Source organism: Pseudomonas sp. A-B-19 (assembly GCF_019947515.1).
In the GTDB taxonomy this organism is placed as follows: domain Bacteria; phylum Pseudomonadota; class Gammaproteobacteria; order Pseudomonadales; family Pseudomonadaceae; genus Aquipseudomonas.
This window is the reverse complement of the sequence record NZ_JAGYGN010000017.1, coordinates 62,675-84,026: the sequence shown is the minus strand read 5'-3', so window position 1 is coordinate 84,026 and position 21,352 is coordinate 62,675. Positions and strand designations below refer to the sequence as shown.

The 21,352-nt window shown below is 59.5% G+C and carries 22 protein-coding genes and 1 pseudogene; 6 read left to right on the top strand and 17 right to left on the bottom strand.

What is annotated here, in order from left to right:
* Nucleotides 1-233: 233 nt before the first annotated feature.
* The 3 genes from clpB to rluD all read right to left on the bottom strand — a co-directional run bounded on the left by clpB (nucleotide 234) and on the right by rluD (nucleotide 4,612).
* Nucleotides 234-2,798 carry an ATP-dependent chaperone ClpB gene (gene clpB, locus KGA81_RS19100; RefSeq protein ID WP_223547699.1) on the bottom strand — a complete coding sequence of 855 codons (2,565 nt, stop codon included), beginning with the start codon at nucleotides 2,796-2,798 and terminating at the stop codon, nucleotides 234-236.
* A 129-nt stretch (nucleotides 2,799-2,927) separates the two neighbouring features.
* Nucleotides 2,928-3,653: a peptidoglycan editing factor PgeF gene (gene pgeF, locus KGA81_RS19095; RefSeq protein ID WP_223547698.1), complete on the bottom strand. Its 726-nt coding sequence runs from the start codon at nucleotides 3,651-3,653 to the stop codon at nucleotides 2,928-2,930.
* Complete coding sequence (gene rluD / locus KGA81_RS19090) at nucleotides 3,650-4,612, bottom strand: 23S rRNA pseudouridine(1911/1915/1917) synthase RluD (RefSeq protein WP_008052092.1); 963 nt, start codon at nucleotides 4,610-4,612, stop codon at nucleotides 3,650-3,652. The genes pgeF and rluD overlap by 4 nt, the downstream gene beginning before the upstream one ends.
* A 151-nt stretch (nucleotides 4,613-4,763) precedes the next feature.
* Here rluD and KGA81_RS19085 point away from each other — a divergent pair, with 151 nt between their 5' ends.
* The 4 genes and pseudogenes from KGA81_RS19085 to KGA81_RS19070 all read left to right on the top strand — a co-directional run bounded on the left by KGA81_RS19085 (nucleotide 4,764) and on the right by KGA81_RS19070 (nucleotide 7,828).
* The gene (locus KGA81_RS19085) at nucleotides 4,764-5,786 is read left to right on the top strand and encodes an outer membrane protein assembly factor BamD (protein ID WP_223547697.1); all 1,023 of its coding nucleotides are present in this window, start codon (nucleotides 4,764-4,766) and stop codon (nucleotides 5,784-5,786) included.
* 125 nt (nucleotides 5,787-5,911) lie between these two features.
* Complete coding sequence (locus KGA81_RS19080) at nucleotides 5,912-6,145, top strand: PP0621 family protein (RefSeq protein ID WP_108216441.1); 234 nt, start codon at nucleotides 5,912-5,914, stop codon at nucleotides 6,143-6,145.
* A 46-nt stretch (nucleotides 6,146-6,191) separates the two neighbouring features.
* Nucleotides 6,192-6,494 (top strand): annotated as a pseudogene (locus KGA81_RS19075) (hypothetical protein); the annotation flags it as partial.
* Complete coding sequence (locus KGA81_RS19070; protein WP_223547696.1) at nucleotides 6,488-7,828, top strand: sigma-54-dependent transcriptional regulator; 1,341 nt, start codon at nucleotides 6,488-6,490, stop codon at nucleotides 7,826-7,828. The pseudogene KGA81_RS19075 and the gene KGA81_RS19070, both read left to right, overlap by 7 nt.
* 129 nt (nucleotides 7,829-7,957) lie before the next feature.
* Here the strand turns inward: KGA81_RS19070 and thiO are convergent, their stop codons facing one another.
* From thiO to KGA81_RS19035, 7 genes are read right to left on the bottom strand one after another with little or no spacing between them, the layout of a single operon-like run.
* Nucleotides 7,958-9,058: a glycine oxidase ThiO gene (gene thiO / locus KGA81_RS19065; RefSeq protein WP_223547695.1), complete on the bottom strand. Its 1,101-nt coding sequence runs from the start codon at nucleotides 9,056-9,058 to the stop codon at nucleotides 7,958-7,960.
* Nucleotides 9,059-9,112: 54 nt separating this feature from the next.
* A complete protein-coding gene (locus tag KGA81_RS19060; RefSeq protein ID WP_223547694.1) occupies nucleotides 9,113-9,514 on the bottom strand; it encodes a type IV pilin protein in 402 nt (133 codons plus the stop codon).
* Nucleotides 9,515-9,528: 14 nt separating this feature from the next.
* The gene (locus KGA81_RS19055) at nucleotides 9,529-9,870 is read right to left on the bottom strand and encodes a hypothetical protein (RefSeq protein WP_223547693.1); all 342 of its coding nucleotides are present in this window, start codon (nucleotides 9,868-9,870) and stop codon (nucleotides 9,529-9,531) included.
* Nucleotides 9,871-9,928: 58 nt separating this feature from the next.
* The gene (locus KGA81_RS19050; RefSeq protein ID WP_223547692.1) at nucleotides 9,929-10,408 is read right to left on the bottom strand and encodes a PilX N-terminal domain-containing pilus assembly protein; all 480 of its coding nucleotides are present in this window, start codon (nucleotides 10,406-10,408) and stop codon (nucleotides 9,929-9,931) included.
* 10 nt (nucleotides 10,409-10,418) lie between these two features.
* Nucleotides 10,419-11,126, bottom strand: a complete 708-nt coding sequence (locus tag KGA81_RS19045) for a PilW family protein (RefSeq protein WP_223547691.1) — start codon at nucleotides 11,124-11,126, stop codon at nucleotides 10,419-10,421.
* Complete coding sequence (gene pilV / locus KGA81_RS19040) at nucleotides 11,123-11,572, bottom strand: type IV pilus modification protein PilV (protein WP_223547690.1); 450 nt, start codon at nucleotides 11,570-11,572, stop codon at nucleotides 11,123-11,125. Before pilV ends, KGA81_RS19045 begins: the two co-directional genes overlap by 4 nt.
* The gene (locus tag KGA81_RS19035) at nucleotides 11,569-12,042 is read right to left on the bottom strand and encodes a GspH/FimT family pseudopilin (RefSeq protein WP_223547689.1); all 474 of its coding nucleotides are present in this window, start codon (nucleotides 12,040-12,042) and stop codon (nucleotides 11,569-11,571) included. Before KGA81_RS19035 ends, pilV begins: the two co-directional genes overlap by 4 nt.
* A gap of 130 nt (nucleotides 12,043-12,172) precedes the next feature.
* On the opposite strand from KGA81_RS19035, the gene KGA81_RS19030 reads away from it, so the two are divergent.
* Nucleotides 12,173-12,712, top strand: coding sequence for a GspH/FimT family pseudopilin (locus KGA81_RS19030; protein ID WP_223547688.1), 540 nt, complete (start codon nucleotides 12,173-12,175; stop codon nucleotides 12,710-12,712).
* Here the strand turns inward: KGA81_RS19030 and ispH are convergent.
* The 6 genes from ispH to murJ form a co-directional block, all read right to left on the bottom strand.
* Nucleotides 12,681-13,628, bottom strand: coding sequence for a 4-hydroxy-3-methylbut-2-enyl diphosphate reductase (ispH, locus tag KGA81_RS19025; RefSeq protein WP_223547687.1), 948 nt, complete (start codon nucleotides 13,626-13,628; stop codon nucleotides 12,681-12,683). The genes KGA81_RS19030 and ispH overlap by 32 nt on opposite strands.
* A 132-nt stretch (nucleotides 13,629-13,760) precedes the next feature.
* Complete coding sequence (gene fkpB, locus KGA81_RS19020; RefSeq protein WP_223547735.1) at nucleotides 13,761-14,198, bottom strand: FKBP-type peptidyl-prolyl cis-trans isomerase; 438 nt, start codon at nucleotides 14,196-14,198, stop codon at nucleotides 13,761-13,763.
* A gap of 7 nt (nucleotides 14,199-14,205) precedes the next feature.
* The gene (gene lspA / locus KGA81_RS19015) at nucleotides 14,206-14,718 is read right to left on the bottom strand and encodes a signal peptidase II (protein WP_223463599.1); all 513 of its coding nucleotides are present in this window, start codon (nucleotides 14,716-14,718) and stop codon (nucleotides 14,206-14,208) included.
* A complete protein-coding gene (gene ileS, locus KGA81_RS19010) occupies nucleotides 14,711-17,542 on the bottom strand; it encodes an isoleucine--tRNA ligase (protein WP_223547686.1) in 2,832 nt (943 codons plus the stop codon). The genes lspA and ileS overlap by 8 nt, the downstream gene beginning before the upstream one ends.
* Nucleotides 17,543-17,555: 13 nt before the next feature.
* Nucleotides 17,556-18,494 (bottom strand): bifunctional riboflavin kinase/FAD synthetase, encoded by a 939-nt coding sequence (ribF, locus tag KGA81_RS19005; RefSeq protein WP_223547685.1) that lies wholly within the window; start codon nucleotides 18,492-18,494, stop codon nucleotides 17,556-17,558.
* 130 nt (nucleotides 18,495-18,624) lie between these two features.
* A complete protein-coding gene (gene murJ, locus KGA81_RS19000; RefSeq protein ID WP_223547684.1) occupies nucleotides 18,625-20,163 on the bottom strand; it encodes a murein biosynthesis integral membrane protein MurJ in 1,539 nt (512 codons plus the stop codon).
* Nucleotides 20,164-20,415: 252 nt separating this feature from the next.
* Between murJ and rpsT the strand changes: the two genes are divergently transcribed.
* Nucleotides 20,416-20,694, top strand: coding sequence for a 30S ribosomal protein S20 (rpsT, locus tag KGA81_RS18995; protein WP_007970922.1), 279 nt, complete (start codon nucleotides 20,416-20,418; stop codon nucleotides 20,692-20,694).
* A gap of 181 nt (nucleotides 20,695-20,875) precedes the next feature.
* On the opposite strand, the gene KGA81_RS18990 is transcribed toward rpsT, so the two are convergent.
* Nucleotides 20,876-21,340 carry a CreA family protein gene (locus KGA81_RS18990; RefSeq protein ID WP_150803287.1) on the bottom strand — a complete coding sequence of 155 codons (465 nt, stop codon included), beginning with the start codon at nucleotides 21,338-21,340 and terminating at the stop codon, nucleotides 20,876-20,878.
* Between the last annotated feature and the right edge of the window lie 12 nt (nucleotides 21,341-21,352).

The following is a 21,352-nucleotide window of genomic DNA, read 5'->3' as shown; positions in this document are numbered from 1 at the left end:
GGGGAGCGGAAACCCTGGTGGGTGACTGACTGCGGGGCGCACTTTACAAGCCTTTTCCTTTGAGTTCAACAGCCTAACGAAAAAAAAGCCTCGCAAGACGAGCAATGTTGTTCTTGCAGGAGCGAGCTTGCTCCGGGCGGCGTTCCGACGATGGTCTCAAAGGCGCCGCGTTTAGTCAGTTATCACACGCCATCGTTAACGACCATCGCTGGCAAGCTAGCTCCTACAAAGGATCAGACGAAAACGATTTCGTCGTTTTCCACCACGCCGTGAGCGGTATCGCCCGGCATGAATCGACCGGACAGGATCAGCTGCGCCAGCGGGTTCTCGATCCAGCGCTGGATAGCGCGCTTGAGCGGCCGTGCACCGTACACCGGGTCGTAACCGACCGCGATCAGCTTGTCCATCGCCTCAGGGCTGAGCTCAAGCTTCAGTTCGCGCTCGGTCAGGCGGCTGCGCAGACGGCCCAACTGAATCTCGGTAATGCCGGCGATCTGATCCCGCGCCAATGGCTCGAAGATCACCACTTCATCGACCCGGTTGATGAACTCCGGCCGGAAGTGCGTGGAAATCGCATCCATCACCGCAGCACGCTGCGCCTCACGATCACCGATCAGTTCCTGGATTTGCACTGATCCCAGGTTGGACGTCATGACAATCACGGTGTTCTTGAAATCCACCGTGCGGCCATGGCTGTCGGTCAGACGACCGTCTTCGAGTACTTGCAGCAGGATGTTGAACACATCCGGGTGCGCCTTCTCGACCTCATCCATGAGGATCACCGAATATGGCTTGCGGCGCACGGCCTCGGTCAGGTAACCGCCCTCTTCATAACCGACGTAACCCGGTGGCGCACCGATCAAGCGAGCCACGGAGTGCTTCTCCATGAACTCGGACATGTCGATCCGCACCATCGCCTCTTCCGTATCGAAGAGGAACTCGGCCAGCGCCTTGCACAGCTCGGTTTTACCGACACCGGTCGGGCCGAGGAACATGAACGAGCCGCTTGGCCGGTTCGGGTCGGACAACCCGGCGCGGGAACGCCGCACCGCATTGGAAACCGCCACGACCGCCTCTTCCTGGCCGATCACACGCTGGTGCAACAGGCTTTCCATCTTCATCAGTTTTTCGCGCTCGCCTTCGAGCATCTTCGACACCGGGATACCGGTCCACTTCGACACGACTTCGGCGATCTCTTCTTCAGTCACCTTGCTGCGCAGCAACTGGTTTTCGGGTTTGCCATGCTGGTCGACCATTTGCAGGCTGCGTTCCAGGTCCGGGATCACCCCGTACTGCAACTCCGCCATGCGGTTCAGGTCGCCTTTACGGCGGGCCGCTTCCAGTTCCTGACGGGACTGCTCGATCTTCTGCTGGATCTGCGCAGAACCCTGAACCTCGGCTTTTTCCGAGTTCCAGATTTCTTCGAGATCCGAGTACTCACGCTCATGACGAGCGATTTCTTCCTGCAATTTTTCCAGACGCTTCTTCGCCGCCTCGTCGCTTTCTTTCTTCAGCGCCTGGGACTCCACCTTCAGCTGAATCAGGCGACGCTCCAGACGGTCCAGCACTTCCGGCTTGGAGTCGATCTCCATGCGGATGCGGCTGGCGGCTTCATCGATCAGGTCGATGGCCTTGTCCGGAAGCTGCCGGTCAGTGATGTAACGATGGCTGAGTTTGGCCGCGGCAATGATCGCTCCGTCAGTGATCGCCACCTTGTGGTGAACCTCATACCGCTCTTTGAGGCCACGCAGGATGGCGATGGTGTCTTCTTCGCTCGGCTCGTCCACCAGCACTTTCTGGAAACGTCGCTCGAGAGCGGCGTCCTTCTCTATGTACTGGCGGTACTCGTTGAGTGTGGTGGCACCCACGCAATGCAGCTCACCACGGGCCAGGGCCGGCTTGAGCATGTTCCCCGCATCCATCGAGCCTTCGCCTTTACCGGCGCCGACCATGGTATGCAGTTCGTCGATGAACAGAATGATCTGCCCTTCCTGCTTCGACAGCTCATTGAGCAACGCCTTGAGCCGTTCTTCGAACTCACCGCGATACTTGGCACCGGCAATCAGCGCCCCCATGTCCAGGGACAACAGACGCTTGCCCTTGAGGCCGTCCGGCACTTCACCGTTGATGATGCGCTGAGCCAGGCCTTCGGCGATGGCGGTTTTACCCACGCCAGGCTCACCGATCAGCACCGGGTTGTTCTTGGTCCGACGTTGCAGCACCTGGATGGTCCGGCGAATTTCATCGTCCCGACCGATCACCGGATCGAGCTTGCCGTCTTCGGCGCGCTTGGTCAGGTCGATGGTGTATTTATCCAGGGCCTGGCGCGCCTCTTCGTGGTTCGGGTCGTTGACCGCCTCGCCACCGCGCAGGTTGTTGATTGCGTTCTCCAGGGCTTTCTTGCTCACGCCCTGACCAAGCAACAGTTTGCCCAGCTTGCTGTTCTCGTCCATGGCGGCGAGCAGCACCAGTTCGCTGGAGATGAACTGGTCGCCCTTCTGCTGGGCCAGACGATCGGCCTGGTTGAGCAGGCGCGCCAGATCCTGCGACATGTTCACGTCGCCGGTCGGGTTCTGGATTTTCGGTAGCTGGTCGAGCTCTTTGGTCAACTCTTTACGCAGGCTGTTGACGTCGAAGCCCACCTGCATCAGCAGAGGCTTGATCGAGCCGCCCTGTTGCTCGAGCAAGGCTTGCATCAAATGCGCCGGTTCAATGGACGGATGATCGTGGCCGACAGCCAGGGATTGGGCATCGGACAACGCTAACTGCAATTTGCTGGTTAAACGGTCTATACGCATGGGTCACCTTCCTTTTGAGCAGGCCGGACCTATAAACATCCCGAATGAAGAAACCTGCCAGATAGCACAATAGATGTGGTCGATTCTGGGAGTTTCAAGCGTCGGGACGTTGATGCAGGTCAGCTCAGTCTAGTATTCGAGCCAGATAAGGGAGGCAAATCGGCCGGTGCGGGACGCACGGCGATAAGAAAAGAAGCGCGGATCGGTCACGGTGCAAAAACCGCCACCATAGACAGCTGTGACGTCGCGAGCTGCCAGGCGCAGGCGCGCCAGCATATAGATGTCGGCCATGAACTTGCCGGGATTTTGGCTCGGCACAAAGGCTTCTGCCGCTTGCGGCAACTGCTGCACGAAGGTTTCGCGCACTTCAGGCCCAACTTCAAAGGCTTGCGGACCGATGGCCGGACCAAGCCAGACCAATACCTCGTCAGGCGGTACCACCAGACTGTCGAGCGTGGCCTCCAGTACACCAGCCGCCAGCCCGCGCCAACCGGCGTGGGCCGCCGCGACACGAGTACCGGCACGGTCACAAAACAACGCTGGCAGGCAGTCGGCGGTCATCGCCGCACAGGCGATACCGGGTGTCGACGTCCAACTGGCATCGGCGGTGACCACCCGGCCCGGATCGGCATGGGCCACGGCAATACCGTGGACCTGTTGCAGCCAGGCCGGTTGAATGGAGAAATGATCGGTAAGACGACGGCGATTCTCGGCAACAGCTTCAGGGCTGTCGTCGACGTGATCGCCGAGGTTGAGGCTGTCGAACGGCGCCACACTGACGCCGCCCGCACGGGTGGTGACGCAGGCCTTGACCCCGGCCGGCGCGGGCCAGTCAGGAATCAGCCAGTCACTCATCCGATGAACGCCTCGCGGTCTTGCTTGAGCAGGGTCAGCAGCCAGACGAAATCTTCCGGCAACGGCGATTCCCAGCTCATCCGCTGACCGGTGGTCGGATGATCCAGTTCCAGGAAACGCGCGTGCAGCGCCTGACGCGGGAAGTTTTTCAGGGATTCGACCATGGTTGGGTTGGCGGCCGGCGGAATACGGAAGCGACCACCGTAGGCGGGATCTCCGACCAACGGGTAGTTGATGTGCGCCATGTGTACGCGAATCTGGTGCGTACGACCGGTTTCCAGCTTCACCCGCACGTGGGTGTGGGAGCGGAAACGCTCGAGCACGCGGTAATGGCTGACGGCCTGCTTGCCGCCTTCCATCACGGCCATGCGCTGGCGCTGCTGGCCGTGACGACCGATCGGCGCATTGATCTTGCCTCCGGCTGTCACCACACCGATCACGATGCACTCGTAGATTCGGCTGACGCTGCGGCTCTGCAACTGCGTCACCAACTGCGTCTGCGCTTGAATGGTCTTGGCCACCACCATCAGACCGGTGGTGTCCTTGTCCAGACGGTGCACGATACCGGCGCGGGGCACATTGATGATGTCCGGCACGTGGTGCAGCAAGGCGTTGAGCAGGGTGCCATCGGCATGACCGGCAGCCGGGTGTACCACCAGGCCCGCAGGCTTGTTGATCACCAGGATGTCGTCGTCTTCGTAGACGATGTCCAGGGCAATGTCTTGAGCGACCCATTCGCCCTGAGCTTCCTGCTCGGCAGTCAATTCAAGGATGGCGCCGCCATGGACAATGTCTCGCGGGCGGATAACCGCCCCATCCACAGTCAGGCGGCCGTCTTTGATCCAGGCGGAAAGGCGCGAGCGCGAGTGCTCAGCGAATAATTGTGCGGCGACTTGATCGAGGCGTTGGCCGCCCAATTCGGACGGCACCTCTGCGCGAAGTTCAATTTTATCGGACATGCTCAGACTAGGCGTCGGCACAGCCTTTGGTTTCGGCTGCGCGCTTGTGGTTAAATACGGCGTCTTTTGCCCCGAGGCTATTCAACGGGGCGTTCATCATAACAGGACGGCCACGCCCAAGACAGCGGCCGTCATAGGGACGCAAGCCGCCATGCAAGTGAAACACCTGCTGCTGATCGCCATCCTCGCATTGACCGCTGCTTGCTCATCGAAGGAAGTCGTAGACGAAAACCTCAGTGAGGTCGAGCTGTACCAGCAGGCTCAAAATGACCTGGACAACAGTAGCTACACCAGTGCCATCGCCAAGCTCAAGGCTCTGGAATCGCGTTATCCGTTCGGTCGTTATGCCGATCAGGCGCAACTCGAACTCATCTACGCCAACTACAAGAACACCGAGCCAGAAGCCGCCAAGTCCGCTGCGGAACGCTTCATTCGTCTGCACCCACAGCATCCGAACGTCGATTATGCCTACTACCTCAAGGGCCTGACTTCTTTCGACCAGGACGTCGGCCTGCTGGCGCGCTTCCTGCCACTGGACATGACCAAGCGTGACCCGGGTGCCGCCCGCGACTCCTATAACGAGTTCGCCCAGCTGACCAGCCGCTTCCCGAACAGCCGCTACGCACCAGACGCCAAGCAGCGCATGATTTATCTGCGCAACTTGCTGGCGGCCTACGAAATTCACGTGGCCGACTACTACCTGACCCGTCAGGCCTATGTCGCCGCCGCGAACCGCGGTCGTTACGTGGTGGAAAACTTCCAGGAAACCCCTTCGGTCGGCGACGGCCTGGCGGTGATGACCGAGGCCTACCAGCGCATGCACCTGGACGAACTGGCTGCCACCAGCCTGGAAACCCTGAAACTCAACTACCCGAACCACCCGACGCTGGTGGACGGTCAGTTCGTACCGACCGTGGCCGAAGCCGACAACCGTTCGTGGCTGAGCAAGGCGACCCTGGGCCTGATCGAGTCCCGTCCGCCGCTGCCACCGGGCGAAACCCGCGCCAACCAGGACGTACAGAGGCAGTTCCAGGACGCCAAGGACGCGATCCCGGCCGAGCTCAAGCCTAAAGACGACAATGGCGACGCGGTCGAAGAAGAAAATCACGAAGCGCAAGGCAACGACAGCGACCGCTCGTGGTTCAGCCGCATGACTTTCGGCGTGTTCGACTGACACCTCGGGTTGTGCAATGAGGGAGACTTTCGAGTCTCCCTTTTTTATTTCAGCGCTTTATTACACTGTGCGCCTGTCAGGTCCTTGGCTAAACTGCCGCTTCATCAATCAAAAAGCAGCACACCATGCTTCGTTTATTGTTCTGGATTGCCCTGATTGCCGCTGCAGTATGGTTCTGGCGCAAGTTCAAGGGGCAGGCATCCACCCCCAGGCCCCCTGCCGAACGAGAAGCGGCGCCCATGGTCCGTTGTGCCCATTGCGGCGTTCACCTGCCCCGTGACCGCGCGCTGAGCCACGACCAACAATGGTATTGCAGCCAGGCTCATCTCGAGCAAGACAAGGGTTCCAGAGGCCGCTGATACGTCACCGGAAATGACGGCCGATTGAGGACTATCGCACGCACCCAAGGAACTGAAAGGCGTCGATCGACGTCTGACGCAGATTATTCAAGATCACTCTCTGCGAATGAACCGGGTAATCGAAAACGTCCTCCACTGGTTGTGCCGCGAGCAAATGTCGCCGCTACGGCTCGACCTGAAATCACTGGAAATACTCAATAATGAAGCCCCAGCCCCCTATATCAAGGGTCTGGGGCTTTATCGGTCCGGCCAGCCGGACGAAAGCATTCTGTCCCGCCTAGACTTCGAGGCACGCCAGGAAAACGGCTGCTTTTGCATTACCTTTGCTCACGGACGGAGCCCATGTTGAATACGAGACCACGACAAAAAGTCTTGATCGTCGATGACGAGCCGGACATTCGCGAACTCCTGGAAATCACCCTGGGAAGGATGAGACTGGAGACGTTCAATGCCCGCAACGTCGGCGAAGCGCAATCCCTGCTGAAACGCGAATCCTTCGATCTATGCCTGACCGACATGCAATTGCCGGATGGCACTGGCCTGGAGTTGGTGCAGCACATCCAGCAAAGCCACCCTCAGGTCCAGGTGGCGATGATCACCGCCTATGCCAGCCTCGAAACCGCGATCAATGTGCTCAAGGCCGGGGCATTCGACTTCCTGACCAAACCGGTGGACCTTACGCGCCTGCGTGAACTGGTCACCAGCGCCCTGCTGGTTCCTGCCCGCGGGGTCGGCTTCGATCGATGTCTGCTGGGAGACTCATTGCCCATGCGCAACCTGCGCAAACAGATCACCAAACTGGCCAGCAGCCATGCGACGGTATACATCAGCGGAGAATCCGGCAGCGGCAAGGAGTTGGTCGCGCGCCTGATCCATGAACAAAGCCCTCGCGCCAATCAGCCGTTCATTGCGATCAACTGCGCGGCGATTCCTTCGGAACTGTTGGAGAGCGAGTTTTTCGGCCATCGCAAAGGCAGTTTCAGCGGCGCCATCGAAGACAAGCCCGGTCTGTTCCAGACAGCTCACGGCGGCACCCTGCTCCTCGACGAAGTGGCTGACCTGCCGTTGGCCATGCAAGTCAAACTGCTGCGCGCGATTCAGGAGAAAGCCGTACGCAGCGTCGGCGGGCAGCAGGAAGTGGCGGTGGATGTGCGCATTCTCTGCGCCACGCACAAGGACCTTGGCACCGAAGTCGCCGCCGGACGCTTTCGTCATGATCTTTACTACCGTTTGAACGTGATCGAGCTCTCGGTGCCGCCCTTGCGTGAGCGTCGTGATGACATCGAAATACTGGCCAGCCACATACTCAAGCGTCTGGCCGCCGATACCGGTCAACCTGCAGCGAGACTCCACTCCCAGGCCCTCGACGCGCTGAAAAACTATCGCTTCCCGGGCAATGTGCGGGAACTGGAAAACATGCTCGAACGGGCGCACACACTGTGTGAGAACAATCAGATCGAAGCCGGTGACCTGCGCCTGGCGCAAGGCAACTGTGGGGCTGAAGGTGGCTTGCCGGACCTGACCCGGATCGACAATCTGGAAACCTACCTGGAAAACGTCGAACGCCAACTGCTGCTCCAGGCCCTGGAGCAAACCCGCTGGAACCGCACGGCGGCGGCTCAGCGATTGAATCTGTCATTCAGGTCGATGCGTTACCGACTGAAGAAGCTGGGACTGGATTGAGGCCCCCATCGCGAGCAAGCTCGCTCCCACAATGGTTCTGAGGTGTTCGCAGTTGTTGTGTTCACCAATGACCCTGTGGGAGCGAGCTTGCTCGCGACGGCGATCTGACAAACGACAACTGTCCCGCAGTCAAAGCCGCCCGGCAGGCGCATAAGGCGCCGGATCGATAATCGGCGCCCGGCCCAGCATCACATCGGCAAACAACTGGCATGACGCTGGCGCCAACACCAGCCCGTTGCGGTAATGCCCGCAGTTGAGCCAGAGCCCGCCAAACCCCGGTACCGGGCCGATATAAGGAATGCCCTCGGGTGACCCCGGGCGCAATCCGGCCCAATGCCCCACCACTTCGGCCTCGGCCAGTGCCGGAATCAATTCCACCGCGGACGCCTTCAGGCTTTCCAGTGCCGACCCGGTCGGTGTTTTGTCAAAACCTTCATGCTCCAGCGTACTGCCGATCAGAATGTGCCCGTCGCGCCGGGGAATCGCATAACGGCCCTTGGCCAGGACCATGCTCGGCAGGAAATCCGCCGCGCACTTGTAGAGAATCATCTGCCCTTTCACCGGCTCGACCGGCAGCGTCAGATCCAGATGTTTGAGCAAATCACCACTCCAGGCCCCCGCCGTCAGGACGACTTGATCGCCCAAGACGGCACCTGTGGCGGTCTGCACGCCGACCACTTTATTGCCGTCACGAACAAACCCGCTGACTTCGCAGTGCTCATGGATCGTCACGTTCGGCAGCGCCAGCAACGCGGCCTTGAGTGACTTCACCAATCGCGGATTACGCACGTTGGCGACGTCGGCCATGTAGATCGCCCGGGAAAAACCGCTGCCCAGCACCGGCACGGCGTCGTGGGCTGCCGTAATATCCACCGCACTCAACGGACGATTTTCCCGGGCGGCCCATGCCAGCGCTTCAGCCTCGTCATCCAGATCCAGCCAGTACAGACCGGTGGTGTGCACTTCAGGATCAACGCCGGTGGCGGCAAACAAGCGCTCGCCCAGTTGTGGATAGAAGTCCTGGGACCAGTGAGCCAACGCGGTGACCGCCGGGCTGTAGCGCCATGGGTAAAGCGGCGAAACGATGCCGCCACCCGCCCAGGACGATTCCTGGCCTACGTTCGAGCGATCCAGCAGCACAACGCTTTGCACTTCGGACGCCAGATTGAAGGCCGTCAGCAAGCCAATCACTCCGCCGCCGACAATCACCACTTGCTGTTGCCTGGTCATGTTCTGATCCAATCGTTAAATAGACAGAGGGTGCAACAGGCACCCGAAAAAAACTCAGCGCCCCCAGCAGTCTTTGCTGGTCAGGCCGGCTTTTGCGTTGATCATGCCGAGGACTCCGGTATTGGTGATGGTCAGGTCGCCACACTTGTCAGTGGCCATGCTCGAGTCAGCCTTGCGCACCGCCGTCAGCAGAAAGGTCTGGTCGGTGAGGGTCGGTGTGATGGCATAGTAATCATTGCCGGCACTGAGGCCAGTCGCATCGGTGTAGGCATTTTTTTGCGAGTAGAAGCGTTCCAGAAGCTGCGCCTGCTCCGAGAGCAGACCGGCTACTTCTGCGCGACGGCCCTTGTTCAGGTATTCGGTGAAACTCGGGGCGGCAATGGTCATGACAATCCCGATGATCGCAATCACGATCATGATTTCGATCAGGGTAAAACCGCGGTTGGAACTACGCATGCCTCAACTCTCACTTACTGTATTTGTCGCCACATGATGCGACGGCTGCCGCCGGATTTTTCCATCCCTGCAGTACCGTCGCCAGTGGAATCGTTGACGGCGCCGCCATTATCACCGGCGTCCTGGGTCGAATGCTCTCCAACAAAGATCACGCCGTCGGAGAGCGTGTCGCTGTTGTCGACTATTCCATCGCCGTTGCTGTCGAGCATCTTAACGCCGATTGACTTGGGCAGCTTCAGGCAGACGGCTTTCAACCCCTGATTACTGTGGTAAAAACCGTACCAGTTGCCATTCGCCAGACAGGTTGGCCGGTTCAGCGCTGGCGAATCCGCTGTCGTGGCAGCGTGTGCCGACATCGACAGGTCAATCGCGACTACGACACCGATCAGTTGTGACCATAACCTGACAGGTCGCTCAGTACTTCGCATAGATGCTCTCCACCACACTGCGCAAATGCCCCGCGATGCCGACCGCCGTTACCCGATACAGGGTCGCCGGGGTATTGATGGGCACATTCACCGCATTTTTGCTGATACCAATATTTTGCACGCCATAAAACCCCTTGCCCGATGCAACCCAGGTCACGCCTGAAGAGGCGTTGAAACCGGCAGCGGTAATAGTCGACGACTCGGACGGTGGTGCGCATTGAACGATGCCGCTGCAAACAGGTAACGCATAACTGTCCCGCCGCACGGCACTCTCGCCCACCCGCAATGCGGCTTCGGCACTCTGGAACGACTGATTGCGCAAGGCGACGCCACCGGCCATTTTTTCCTGCAGGCTGGCACTCTGCATCGATGAAAGGCCCATCAGCGTCAGCAAGAGCAAGAACACCAGACTGACCAACAGTGCCATGCCGCGTTGAGCGCAATACGTCATGGGAGACCGAATCATTGGCACCCTCTCATGGCAAGCGGTTGCGCAAAGCGGCAACCACGTTGAAGGTTTGATCGCTCACCCGGCGATTCGGATCGGTGAGGGTCAGGCTCAGGCGAACGCTACGAATCAGCGCGGGATCCGGCGGGTTGCTGCTGTAGCGCGAAGCAGCCAGATCAGTGGCCGTACTGGCCAGGCCGAAGCTCACGTCGAAAGCGCTGACGTTGTCCACCAATACCTGGGGCGCAGCGGCCCCGCCCTTCATCAGCAGTTGGTTGTTGCTGAAGCTGTAAATCAGCCGCCGGATCGGAAATGCCAGCTGCCCTGCCGCTGGAGTCCGCCCCTCACTGTAGGCCGTCGAATTGTTTCGACAATCGGTAAGCACGGTCCAGTCCGGCTTGCCGCCATTGCCGCCGACATCCGCCGTAACCAGCGTCAACTTGCGGCCACCGTTGTCCCAACGTATCGGTGCAAGCTGACTGGCATGGAAATCCCTTTTCTCACTCGAATCGGTGATCGTTTCCAGACAACCGAACATCCCGACCATGCGGACTTCCTGAATCATTTTGCTCAACACGAAACGTGCGTCCTCCTGCATGTTCGCGGCCGCATTCTGGCTGAGCCAAGTGTTCTTGGCTGCGATGGAAACCTGTACCACGCCCAGCACCACAACCAGGCTCAACGCCATGGCGATCAGCAGTTCGACCAGGCCAAATCCCTTGCTGCGGCGACTCACGGGGTCACCACCGGATCAATGGCCGTGCGACTGGTCAGGACGAAGCTGCGCCGCGAGTCGGCGGCCTTCGCAGCCCGTGAGTCGTCCCAGGTAATCGTGATGGTGTACACCTGCTGATTGACGGTGACGCTGCCCGTCGCGGTAGCACCGAGCGAATTGACAATATTGGCGTTGAAGTCAAACAGGTCCTGATCCCGGGTAACGTCCGGATTGCCCGAAGCCGGCGGCGCGATGGTGTAGTCCGCAGCGGCATTGGCGCGAATGCGGTCCATCATGTCGTAGGCGATAAAACTGGCCTGACTGTTCATTCGCGCGCTATCGGTGTACTTCAACGCATTGAGCTGAAACGCCGCTGCTCCCAGCAACCCCACGCCCAGAATGACTAGCGCCACCAGCACTTCGATCAGCGTCATGCCTTCCTGCCTGCGCTTGCTCCCTGCTTTCATCCGCAATTTCCACCCAATAGAATTCGTCCGTTCAAACACACCGTCAGCGTCCTGCTCTGTGCGCCCCGCCCATAGCTGATCACCACCTCCGAGGACGATGATGACAATCCGCCCATACTGTTGAAATCGATGAAAGTCAGGCCTGAGGTTAGTGCCAGATTTGCGCCGCTGCTCATCGCTGGAACAACCCGCAATACATTGGCCAAAGCGCCCGTACCGTCGTAAACCGCCAGTTCCCCACTCCAGACATCCCCACCGGCCGTCGGGCGCACCCGTGTGGTGTTGCCCCGCTCGACGGCTTCGAGCCGGGCAAAATTCAGGGCTCGTCGCAAGTCAGCGATTTCAGCATCAGCTCTGGTTGTTTGCGTCGAGCGGGTAAACGCCGGGACAGCCAGCGTCAGCAGAATCAGAAGGATCGCGAACGCGACCAGCAACTCGATCAGCGTGAAACCTTTTGTAGGATGATCCATCGAGATCTTCTGTTTCCTTCGGCTATACCTGACCTTGCACCACACAACATTCGAGCGATGCGGCGCGTTTGCGTTGCCATTTCTCGCGCAGGGATTGCGCGAGCCACAGCACACCAGGGAGGGAGATGTCATGCGGCAACAAGGCTTCAGCCTGATCGAACTGCTCATGGGACTGGCAATTACAGGAATTGTTCTGCATTTGATCAGCCCGACATACGGAGCACTCATCGAGTCGAACCAAAGAGAGCAAGCGGCACAGGCTCTTTTCAGTGGTATTCGCACCGCCCGGACGGAAGCCATCGTCCGTAACCAGGCCGTGGTGATTCACGGCATCAATGGCGACTGGAGCCAGGGCTGGCGGATCATTCTGGATATCAGCGGCAAGGGAGAGATGGACAGCGACAATCCACTGCTGGCCCAACACCAGAGCGGCGCACGCCTGTCGATTGTGGGGAACGGTCCGGTCGAAAGCTCAATACGCTTCAGAGGTCAGGGCGAGTCACTGTTTGGAGGGACGCTACACGTTTGCGCTGTTCGCAAACCGGTGAGCCAACATCAAGTGGTGTTGGCCCGGACCGGTCGCGTCAGCCTGCGTAGCGACAAGGCTGAGCATCCGTTATGCGAAAAGAGGAAAAAATTCAGGTCAACGAGCGAACGCGCAGTTCTTTAGGCATCGAGAACGTAATGTTCTCCTCGCGACCGGCCAGCTCATCGGCACCGGTGGCACCCCAGGCCTGCAACTGCTGGATCACGCCGCGCACCAGGACTTCCGGGGCGGATGCACCGGCGGTGATGCCGATACGCTCGACACCATCGAACCAGCTCTTTTGCAGGTCTTCGGCACCGTCGATCAGGTAGGCCGGAGTGGACATGCGCTCTGCCAATTCGCGCAAGCGATTGGAGTTGGAGCTGTTCGGACTGCCGACCACCAGTACCACGTCACACTCGTCGGCCAGTTGCTTGACCGCGTCCTGACGGTTTTGCGTGGCGTAGCAAATGTCGTCCTTGCGCGGTCCACCGATGGCCGGGAAGCGCGAACGCAGAGCGTCGATAACGCGGCTGGTATCGTCCATCGACAGCGTGGTCTGGGTCACAAAGGCGAGTGCTTCAGGGTTGTTCACCTGCAACGCCGCAACGTCTTTCTCGTCTTCGACCAGGTAGATTGCGCCGCCATTGCTGGCATCATACTGGCCCATGGTGCCTTCGACTTCCGGGTGACCGGCGTGGCCGATGAGAATGCATTCACGGCCGTCGCGACTGTACCGCGCCACCTCGATGTGGACTTTGGTCACCAGCGGGCACGTGGCGTCGAACACTTTCAGCCCACGGCCAGCCGCTTCACTGCGCACGGCCTGGGAAACGCCGTGGGCACTGAAGATCACGATGACATCGTCCGGCACCTGGTCCAGTTCTTCGACGAAAATCGCACCACGGGAGCGCAGGTCTTCGACGACAAACTTGTTGTGAACCACTTCATGGCGCACGTAGATCGGTGGCCCGAAGACTTCCAGGGCGCGGTTGACGATTTCGATCGCCCGGTCCACACCGGCGCAGAAGCCACGGGGATTGGCGAGTTTGATTTGCATGCTGTGCCTCGTGTCTTGCGCGCAGGGAATTAGATCATTTGTAGGAGCTGGCTTGCCAGCGAAGGGGGCAGCCAATTCACCACAGGGCTTGAAGGCCCCTTCGCCGGCAAGCCGGCTCCTACATAAAAGCGATTACAGCGCCTTGACGGAAATGATTTCCACGTCAAAGGTCAGCGTCTTGCCAGCCAGCGGATGGTTGAAGTCGATGGTCACTTGCGCATCATCGAACTCTTTGACCACACCTGGCAATTCAGTATTGGCTGCATCGTTGAAGATCACCAGCAAGCCAGGCGACAGTTCCATGTCCTGGAACTGTGAGCGCGGGATGATCTGCACGTTTTGCGGGTTGGGCTGGCCGAAAGCGTTTTCCGGCTCGATGCACAGCGTACGCTTGTCACCCGCCTTGAAACCGAACAGGGCCGCTTCGAAACCTGGCAACAGGTTGCCGTCACCGACCTTGAAGGTCGCCGGGGCTTTGTCGAAAGTACTGTCCACGGTGTCGCCGTTCTCCAGGCGCAACGCGAAATGCAAGGTGACTTCCGTGTTCTGACCGATGCGTTGCTCAGCCAATACCTGTTCAGTCATGAACGGTTTCTCCGGTCTTTTTACTTTTGAACATATCCAGTGCCAGCATGACAGCACCAACCGTGATTGCACTGTCGGCAAAGTTGAACGCCGGGAAATACCAGCGGTTCTGCCAGTGCACCAGAATGAAATCGATCACATGCCCCAGGGCAATGCGGTCATACAGATTGCCCAGCGCGCCGCCAAGCACCAGTGCAAGCGCTATCGCCAGCCAGGTCTCGTTGCGCCCCAGACGCTTGAGCCACACCACCAGCACCGCACTGACCACGACAGCGATCAACGCGAACAGCCAGCGCTGCCAGCCGGAGCTGTCAGCCAGAAAGCTGAATGCCGCACCGGTGTTGTAGGCCAGGGTCCAGCTGAAGTAATCGGGGATCACCACGATTTGCTGGTACATCGCAAGCTTGCCTTCGAAGTAGAACTTGCTGGCCTGGTCGATGACCAGAACCAGCAAACTCAACCAGAGCCAGCTCAGCCGTCCGAAACGGCCAACGGCATTAGGCATAGTGACGGACCTCGCCAGCGCCACTGATGTTGTCGACGCAACGGCCGCAGATTTCCGGATGCTCCGGGTTCACGCCGACGTCTTCACGGCAGTGCCAGCAACGGGCGCACTTGGCGTGGCTCGACTTGACGATCTTCAGCTTCAGGCCGCTGACTTCGGTGACCACAGCGTCGGCCGGTGCCTGCGCCAATGGTGCAACACTTGCGGTCGACGTGATCAGTACGAAGCGCAGTTCGTTGCTCAGCCTGGCCAGGTCGGCGGTCAGCGCGTCTTCGGCGAACAGCGTCACTTCGGCTTGCAGGTTGCCACCGACAGCCTTGGCCGCACGCTGGATTTCCATTTCCTTGTTGACCGCGACCTTGACCGCCATGATCCGGTCCCAGTAAGCGCGATCCAGCTCGAAGCCTTGCGGCAGTTCGGTCAGGCCTTCGTACCAGGTATTGAGCATGACGGACTCGTTACGCTCGCCCGGCAGGTACTGCCACAGTTCGTCAGCGGTGAACGCCAGGATCGGCGCGATCCAGCGCACCAGCGCCTCGCTGATGTGGAACAGCGCGGTCTGGCACGAACGGCGGGCCTTGCTGTCGGCACCGGTGGTGTACTGGCGGTCCTTGATGATGTCGAGATAGAAGCCGCCCAGCTCCTGCACGCAGAAGTTGTGGATCTTCGAGTACACGTTCCAGAAGCGGTATTCACTGTAGTGCTCCTGCAGCTCGCGTTGCAGCAGCAGAGTACGGTCCACGGCCCAACGGTCCAGTGCCAGCATTTCTTCGGCCGGCAGCAGGTCGGTGGCCGGGTTGAAACCGGTCAGGTTCGAAAGCAGGAAGCGCGCGGTGTTACGGATACGGCGGTAGGCATCCGCACTGCGTTGCAGGATCTGCTCGGAAACCGCCATTTCACCCGAGTAGTCGGTCGAAGCGACCCACAGGCGCATGATGTCGGCGCCCAGGGTGTCGTTGACTTTCTGTGGCGCAATCACGTTGCCCAGGGACTTGGACATCTTGCGGCCGGACTCGTCGACGGTGAAGCCGTGGGTCAGCAATTCGCGATACGGTGCGTGGTTGTCGATAGCGCAACCGGTCAGCAGCGACGAGTGGAACCAGCCACGGTGCTGGTCCGAGCCCTCCAGGTACAGGTCGGCGCGTGGGCCGGTTTCGTGGCCCATCGGGTGCGAACCGCGCAGGACGTGCCAGTGCGTGGTGCCCGAGTCGAACCAGACGTCCAGGGTGTCGCTGATCTTGTCGTACTGTGGCGCTTCAGCGCCCAGCAGCTCGGCGGCGTCCAGCTTGAACCAGGCTTCGATGCCTTCGACTTCAACGCGCTTGGCAACTTCTTCCATCAGCTCGACGGTACGTGGGTGCAGCTCGCCGCTTTCCTTGTTCAGGAAGAACGGGATCGGCACGCCCCAGTTGCGCTGGCGGGAGATGCACCAGTCCGGACGGTTGGCGATCATCGAGTGCAGGCGCGCCTGGCCCCAGGCCGGAACGAACCGGGTCTCTTCAATGGCCTTGAGCGAGCGCTGGCGCAGGGTGTCGCCGGTGGTCGGCTGCTTGTCCATGCCGATGAACCACTGCGCGGTGGCGCGGTAGATCAGCGGGGTCTTGTGGCGCCAGCAGTGCATGTAGCTGTGTTCGATGATGGTGGTGTGCAACAGCGCACCGACTTCAGTCAGCTTGTCGACGATGGCCGGGTTGGCCTTCCAGATGAACTGGCCGCCGAAGAACTCCAGCGACGGCACGTAAACGCCATTGCTTTGTACCGGGTTGAGGATGTCATCGTTGACCATGCCGTACTTCTTGCAGGTCACGAAGTCGTCCACGCCGTAGGCCGGAGCGGAGTGAACCACACCGGTGCCCGCGCCCAGTTCAACGTAGTCTGCCAGGTAAACCGGCGACAGGCGGTCGTAGAACGGGTGACGGAAGTTGATCAGCTCCAGCACTTTACCGGTGGTGGTTGCAATGACCGAACCTTCCAGCGAGTAGCGCGCCAGACACGACTCGACCAGTTCCTCGGCCAGTACCAACAGTTTGTCGCCGACATCGACCAGGGCGTAGTTGAATTCCGGGTGGACGTTCAGCGCCTGGTTGGCCGGGATGGTCCACGGGGTAGTGGTCCAGATCACGATCGAAGCCGGTTTGCCCAGGGCTGGCAGACCGAAGGCGGCAGCCAGTTTGGCTTCGTCGGCGATCGGGAAGGCCACGTCGATAGTCGAGGACTTCTTGTTCTCGTACTCGACTTCCGCCTCGGCCAGGGCCGAACCGCAGTCGAAGCACCAGTTCACAGGCTTGAGGCCCTTGAACACGAAACCGCCCTTGACGATTTCGGCGAGGGCACGGATTTCCCCGGCCTCGTTCTTGAAGTCCATGGTCTTGTACGGGTTGGCGAAGTCGCCCAGCACACCGAGGCGAATGAACTCGGACTTCTGCCCTTCGATCTGCTCGGTGGCATAGGCCCGGCACAGTTCGCGGGTCTTGTCTGCCCCCAGGTTCTTGCCGTGGGTCACTTCGACCTTGTGCTCGATCGGCAGGCCGTGGCAGTCCCAGCCCGGAACATAAGGCGCGTCGAAGCCCGACAGAGTCTTCGAGCGGATGATCATGTCCTTGAGAATCTTGTTCAGCGCATGACCGATGTGAATCGTGCCGTTGGCGTACGGAGGGCCGTCGTGCAATACGAACTTCGGACGATCCTTGCCAATCTCGCGCAACTTTCCGTACAGGCCAATGCTGTCCCAGCGCTGCAGAATCTGCGGTTCGCGCTGAGGCAGGCCGGCCTTCATTGGGAAGGCGGTGTCCGGAAGGTTTAGCGTGGCTTTATAGTCGGTCATTTAAGGCTCTTCATTAGCGATGGGCGCTAGGTGCGGCTAGTGCACGGGCGGCGGCGACATCCGCGTTGATCGCCGTTTTCAACGCCTCCAGAGAGGCGAAACGCTGCTCTTCACGCAGCTTGTGGTGGAAAACCACCGTTAAACGCCGGTCATACAGATCGCCGGCAAAATCCAAAAGATGTATTTCAAGGTGGGCCTTGCCATCACCTTGTACGGTTGGCCGCACGCCGATATTGGCGACGCCTGGCCAGGTCTTGCCGTCGATGTCGATGTTGACCAGGTAAACCCCGGAAAGCGGAACTCGACGGCGCTTGAGTTGTATGTTGGCCGTGGGCGTACCCAACTGGCGCGCCAGCTTCTGGCCGTGCAGCACCCGCCCCGTAATCTGGAACGGCCGACCCAGCAGGCGCTCGGCCAAGGCAAAATCAGCTGCGGCCAGGGCATTGCGGACCTGCGTGCTGCTGACGCGAATACCGTCCAGCTCAACGGTTTGCGCCGCCTCGACGGTAAAGCCCTGAACGATGCCGGCTTGTTGCAGGAAATCGAAATCCCCTATGCGGTCGCAGCCGAACCGGAAGTCGTCTCCGACTTCAAGGTGCTGTACCCCAAGGCCGTCCACCAGGATGGTATCAACGAATTCGCTGGCGCTGAGCTTGCTCAGCCGCTGGTTGAAGGCCAGGCACAGGACGCGGTCGACACCTTCGTCGGCCAGCAGCTGCAGTTTGTCCCGCAGCCGGGCCAGACGGGCCGGGGCCGTGTCCGGGGCGAAAAATTCTCGCGGCTGCGGCTCGAAAATCACCACGCAGCTGGGCACGCCCAACTCGAGCGCACGTTCACGCAGCCGCGCCAGGATAGCCTGGTGACCACGGTGAACACCGTCAAAGTTGCCAATAGTGGCGACACAGCCCCGATGCTGGGGGCGCAGATTGTGGAGGCCTCGAACCAGCTGCATAACGCGCTTCTTGCTCATAAAGTGGTCGATTATAACCACACCCGGCGGCCGACGACAGGCAACACCGTAACCCAAAGTGATCGAGCCGACAAAACTGTCGGCTCGCCCGTGTTTATCGAAGCCAGAACCTCTATTCCAGCGCCTTGCGATTGAAGTCGCGCAAACGGAAGCCCATCAACACTAACATGCCGAAATAAGCCACCACACCCGCCGCCACCAACACCCCCAGACGCAAGAAGCGTTCGAGCATATGCCCCTGATCCCAGGCTGGCATAAAGTGCATCACACCCAACAGTACCGCGGACATCACCGCCACCGCGACCAGCAGTTTGAACGCGAACTTCGCCCAGCCCGGCTGCGGTTGGTACATCTGCTGTTTGCGCAGTTGATAGAACAGCAAACCGGCATTGAGGCAGGCGCCAGCACTGATCGCCAGGGCCAGGCCTGCGTGAGCCAGCGGCCCGATCAGCATCAGGTTGAACAACTGGGTGATCACCAGGGTGAAAATCGCAATTTTTACCGGTGTGCGAATGTTTTGTTGCGCATAAAAACCGGGAGCCAGCACTTTGATCACGATAATCCCGAGCAACCCGACCGAATAAGCGATCAGGGCACGCTGGGTCATCGATGCATCAAACGCATTGAACTGGCCGTACTGGAACAAGGAAACCGTCAACGGCTCCGCCAGAATCCCCAATGCCAGCGAGCAAGGCAGCACCAATACAAAGCACAGGCGCAAACCCCAGTCGAGGATGCGCGAATACTCGTGACGATCCTTGCTGGCGTAGGTCTTGGCCAGGGTCGGCAGCAAAATTGTCCCCAGCGCGACGCCCAACACGCCGGACGGCAACTCCATCAAACGGTCGGCGTAATACATCCAGGACACTGAGCCGGCGACCAGGAACGAGGCAAAAATAGTGTTGATGATCAGCGAAATCTGACTCACCGACACCCCGAGAATGGCCGGCAACATTTGCTTCATGACGCGCCAGACGCCAGTGTCGCGCAGGTTCAGGCGCGGCAGCACCAACATGCCGATCTTTTTCAGGTGCGGCAGCTGATAAAGCAATTGCGCCAGCCCGCCCGCCAGAACCGCCCAGCCGAGCGCCATCACCGGCGGGTCGAAGTACGGCGTCAAAAACACCGAAAAGATGATCATGCTGACGTTGAGCAGGGTCGGCACGAAGGCCGGCACCGAAAAGCGGTTCCACGTATTGAGGATCGCACCGGCCAATGACGACAGGGAAATCAGCAGAATGTAGGGAAAAGTCACCCGCAAAAGGCTTGATGTCAGCTCGAATTTTTCCGGCGTGCTGGTGAAACCCGGTGCCGTCACCCAGATCACCCACGGCGCGGCGATCATGCCCAGCACGGTGACCAGCGCCAGCACCAGCGTCAGCAGGCCCGAGACGTAGGCAATGAAGGTTCGGGTCGCCTCCTCGCCCTGCTGGCCTTTATATTCGGCAAGAATCGGCACGAACGCCTGGGAAAACGCCCCTTCGGCAAAGATTCGCCGCAGCAGATTGGGCAACTTGAAGGCGATAAAAAAGGCGTCGGTCGCCATTCCCGCGCCAAATGCACGCGCTATGAGGGTGTCTCGAACAAATCCCAAAATCCGGGAAAGCATCGTGATAGAGCTGACGGCGGCCAACGATTTGAGCAGATTCATGGAAGGAGTTTGTGCCTGTCGATAAACAGCAGGCGAACAATGCGCCTACTTGTGCGATACTCCGCGCCGCAACAGCACAGAGCCAAAGCTCGCGAGTTTACAGGTCAAGCGCCGGAAATAAATATCCCGCCTCTTTATACCTACCACTTAGCGGAACGTTTCAAGCGCCCTTGACAAGACTTATCTTCATCGGCATGATTCGCGGCCTATTTTGTTTGCTATTTCCTAAAAAGTCTTTCGAGGAGCTCGACGGTGGCCAACTCACCTTCCGCCAAAAAACGTGCAAAACAGGCTGAGAAGCGTCGCAGCCACAACGCCAGCCTGCGTTCCATGGTTCGTACCTACATCAAGAATGTAGTTAAGGCCATCGACGCAAAAGACGCTGCCAAAGCTCAAGCCGCTTACGTTCTGGCTGTGCCAGTTATCGACCGTATGGCCGATAAAGGCATCATCCACAAGAACAAGGCCGCTCGTCATAAGAGCCGCCTGAATGGCCACGTAAAGGCCCTGAACGTTGCCGCTGCTGCCTAAGCGACTCGTTCATTAAAAAACCGACCTCAGGGTCGGTTTTTTATTGCCTGCGATTTGATGAACATACAAAAAACTGTGGGAGCGAGATTGCTCGCGAAGGGGCCATCACATTCAACATCATCGTTGACTGACAGTCCGCTATCGCGAGCAAGCTCGCTCCCACAGTTCGATTTGCGTCAGATTATTGGGCGTGCGCCCACGGCAAGATCGGGATGGCCGTGACGGCATTCTGCGGACTGCCCTCGATCAAGCGATCGCTGTACACCAGATACACCAGCGTATTGCGCTTCTTGTCGAGAAAACGCACCACCTGCATGGTCTTGAATACCAGCGAGGTGCGCTCCTTGAACACCTCGTCGCCATCCTTGAGCTCGCCCTTGAAACTGATTGGCCCCACCTGCCGGCAAGCGATAGATGCCTCGGCACGATCCTCGGCCAACCCCAGACCACCCTTCACGCCGCCAGTCTTGGCCCGCGACAGGTAGCAGGTCACACCTTCGACCTTGGGATCATCAAAGGCCTCGACCACAATCCGGTCATTCGGCCCGACAAACTTGAACACCGTCGACACCTGACCGATCTCTTCGGCCGAAGCCAGCAGGGGCAGCGCCAACAGCAACCCCAACAATCCTTTTGCCACGCGCATTCAGGTATTCCT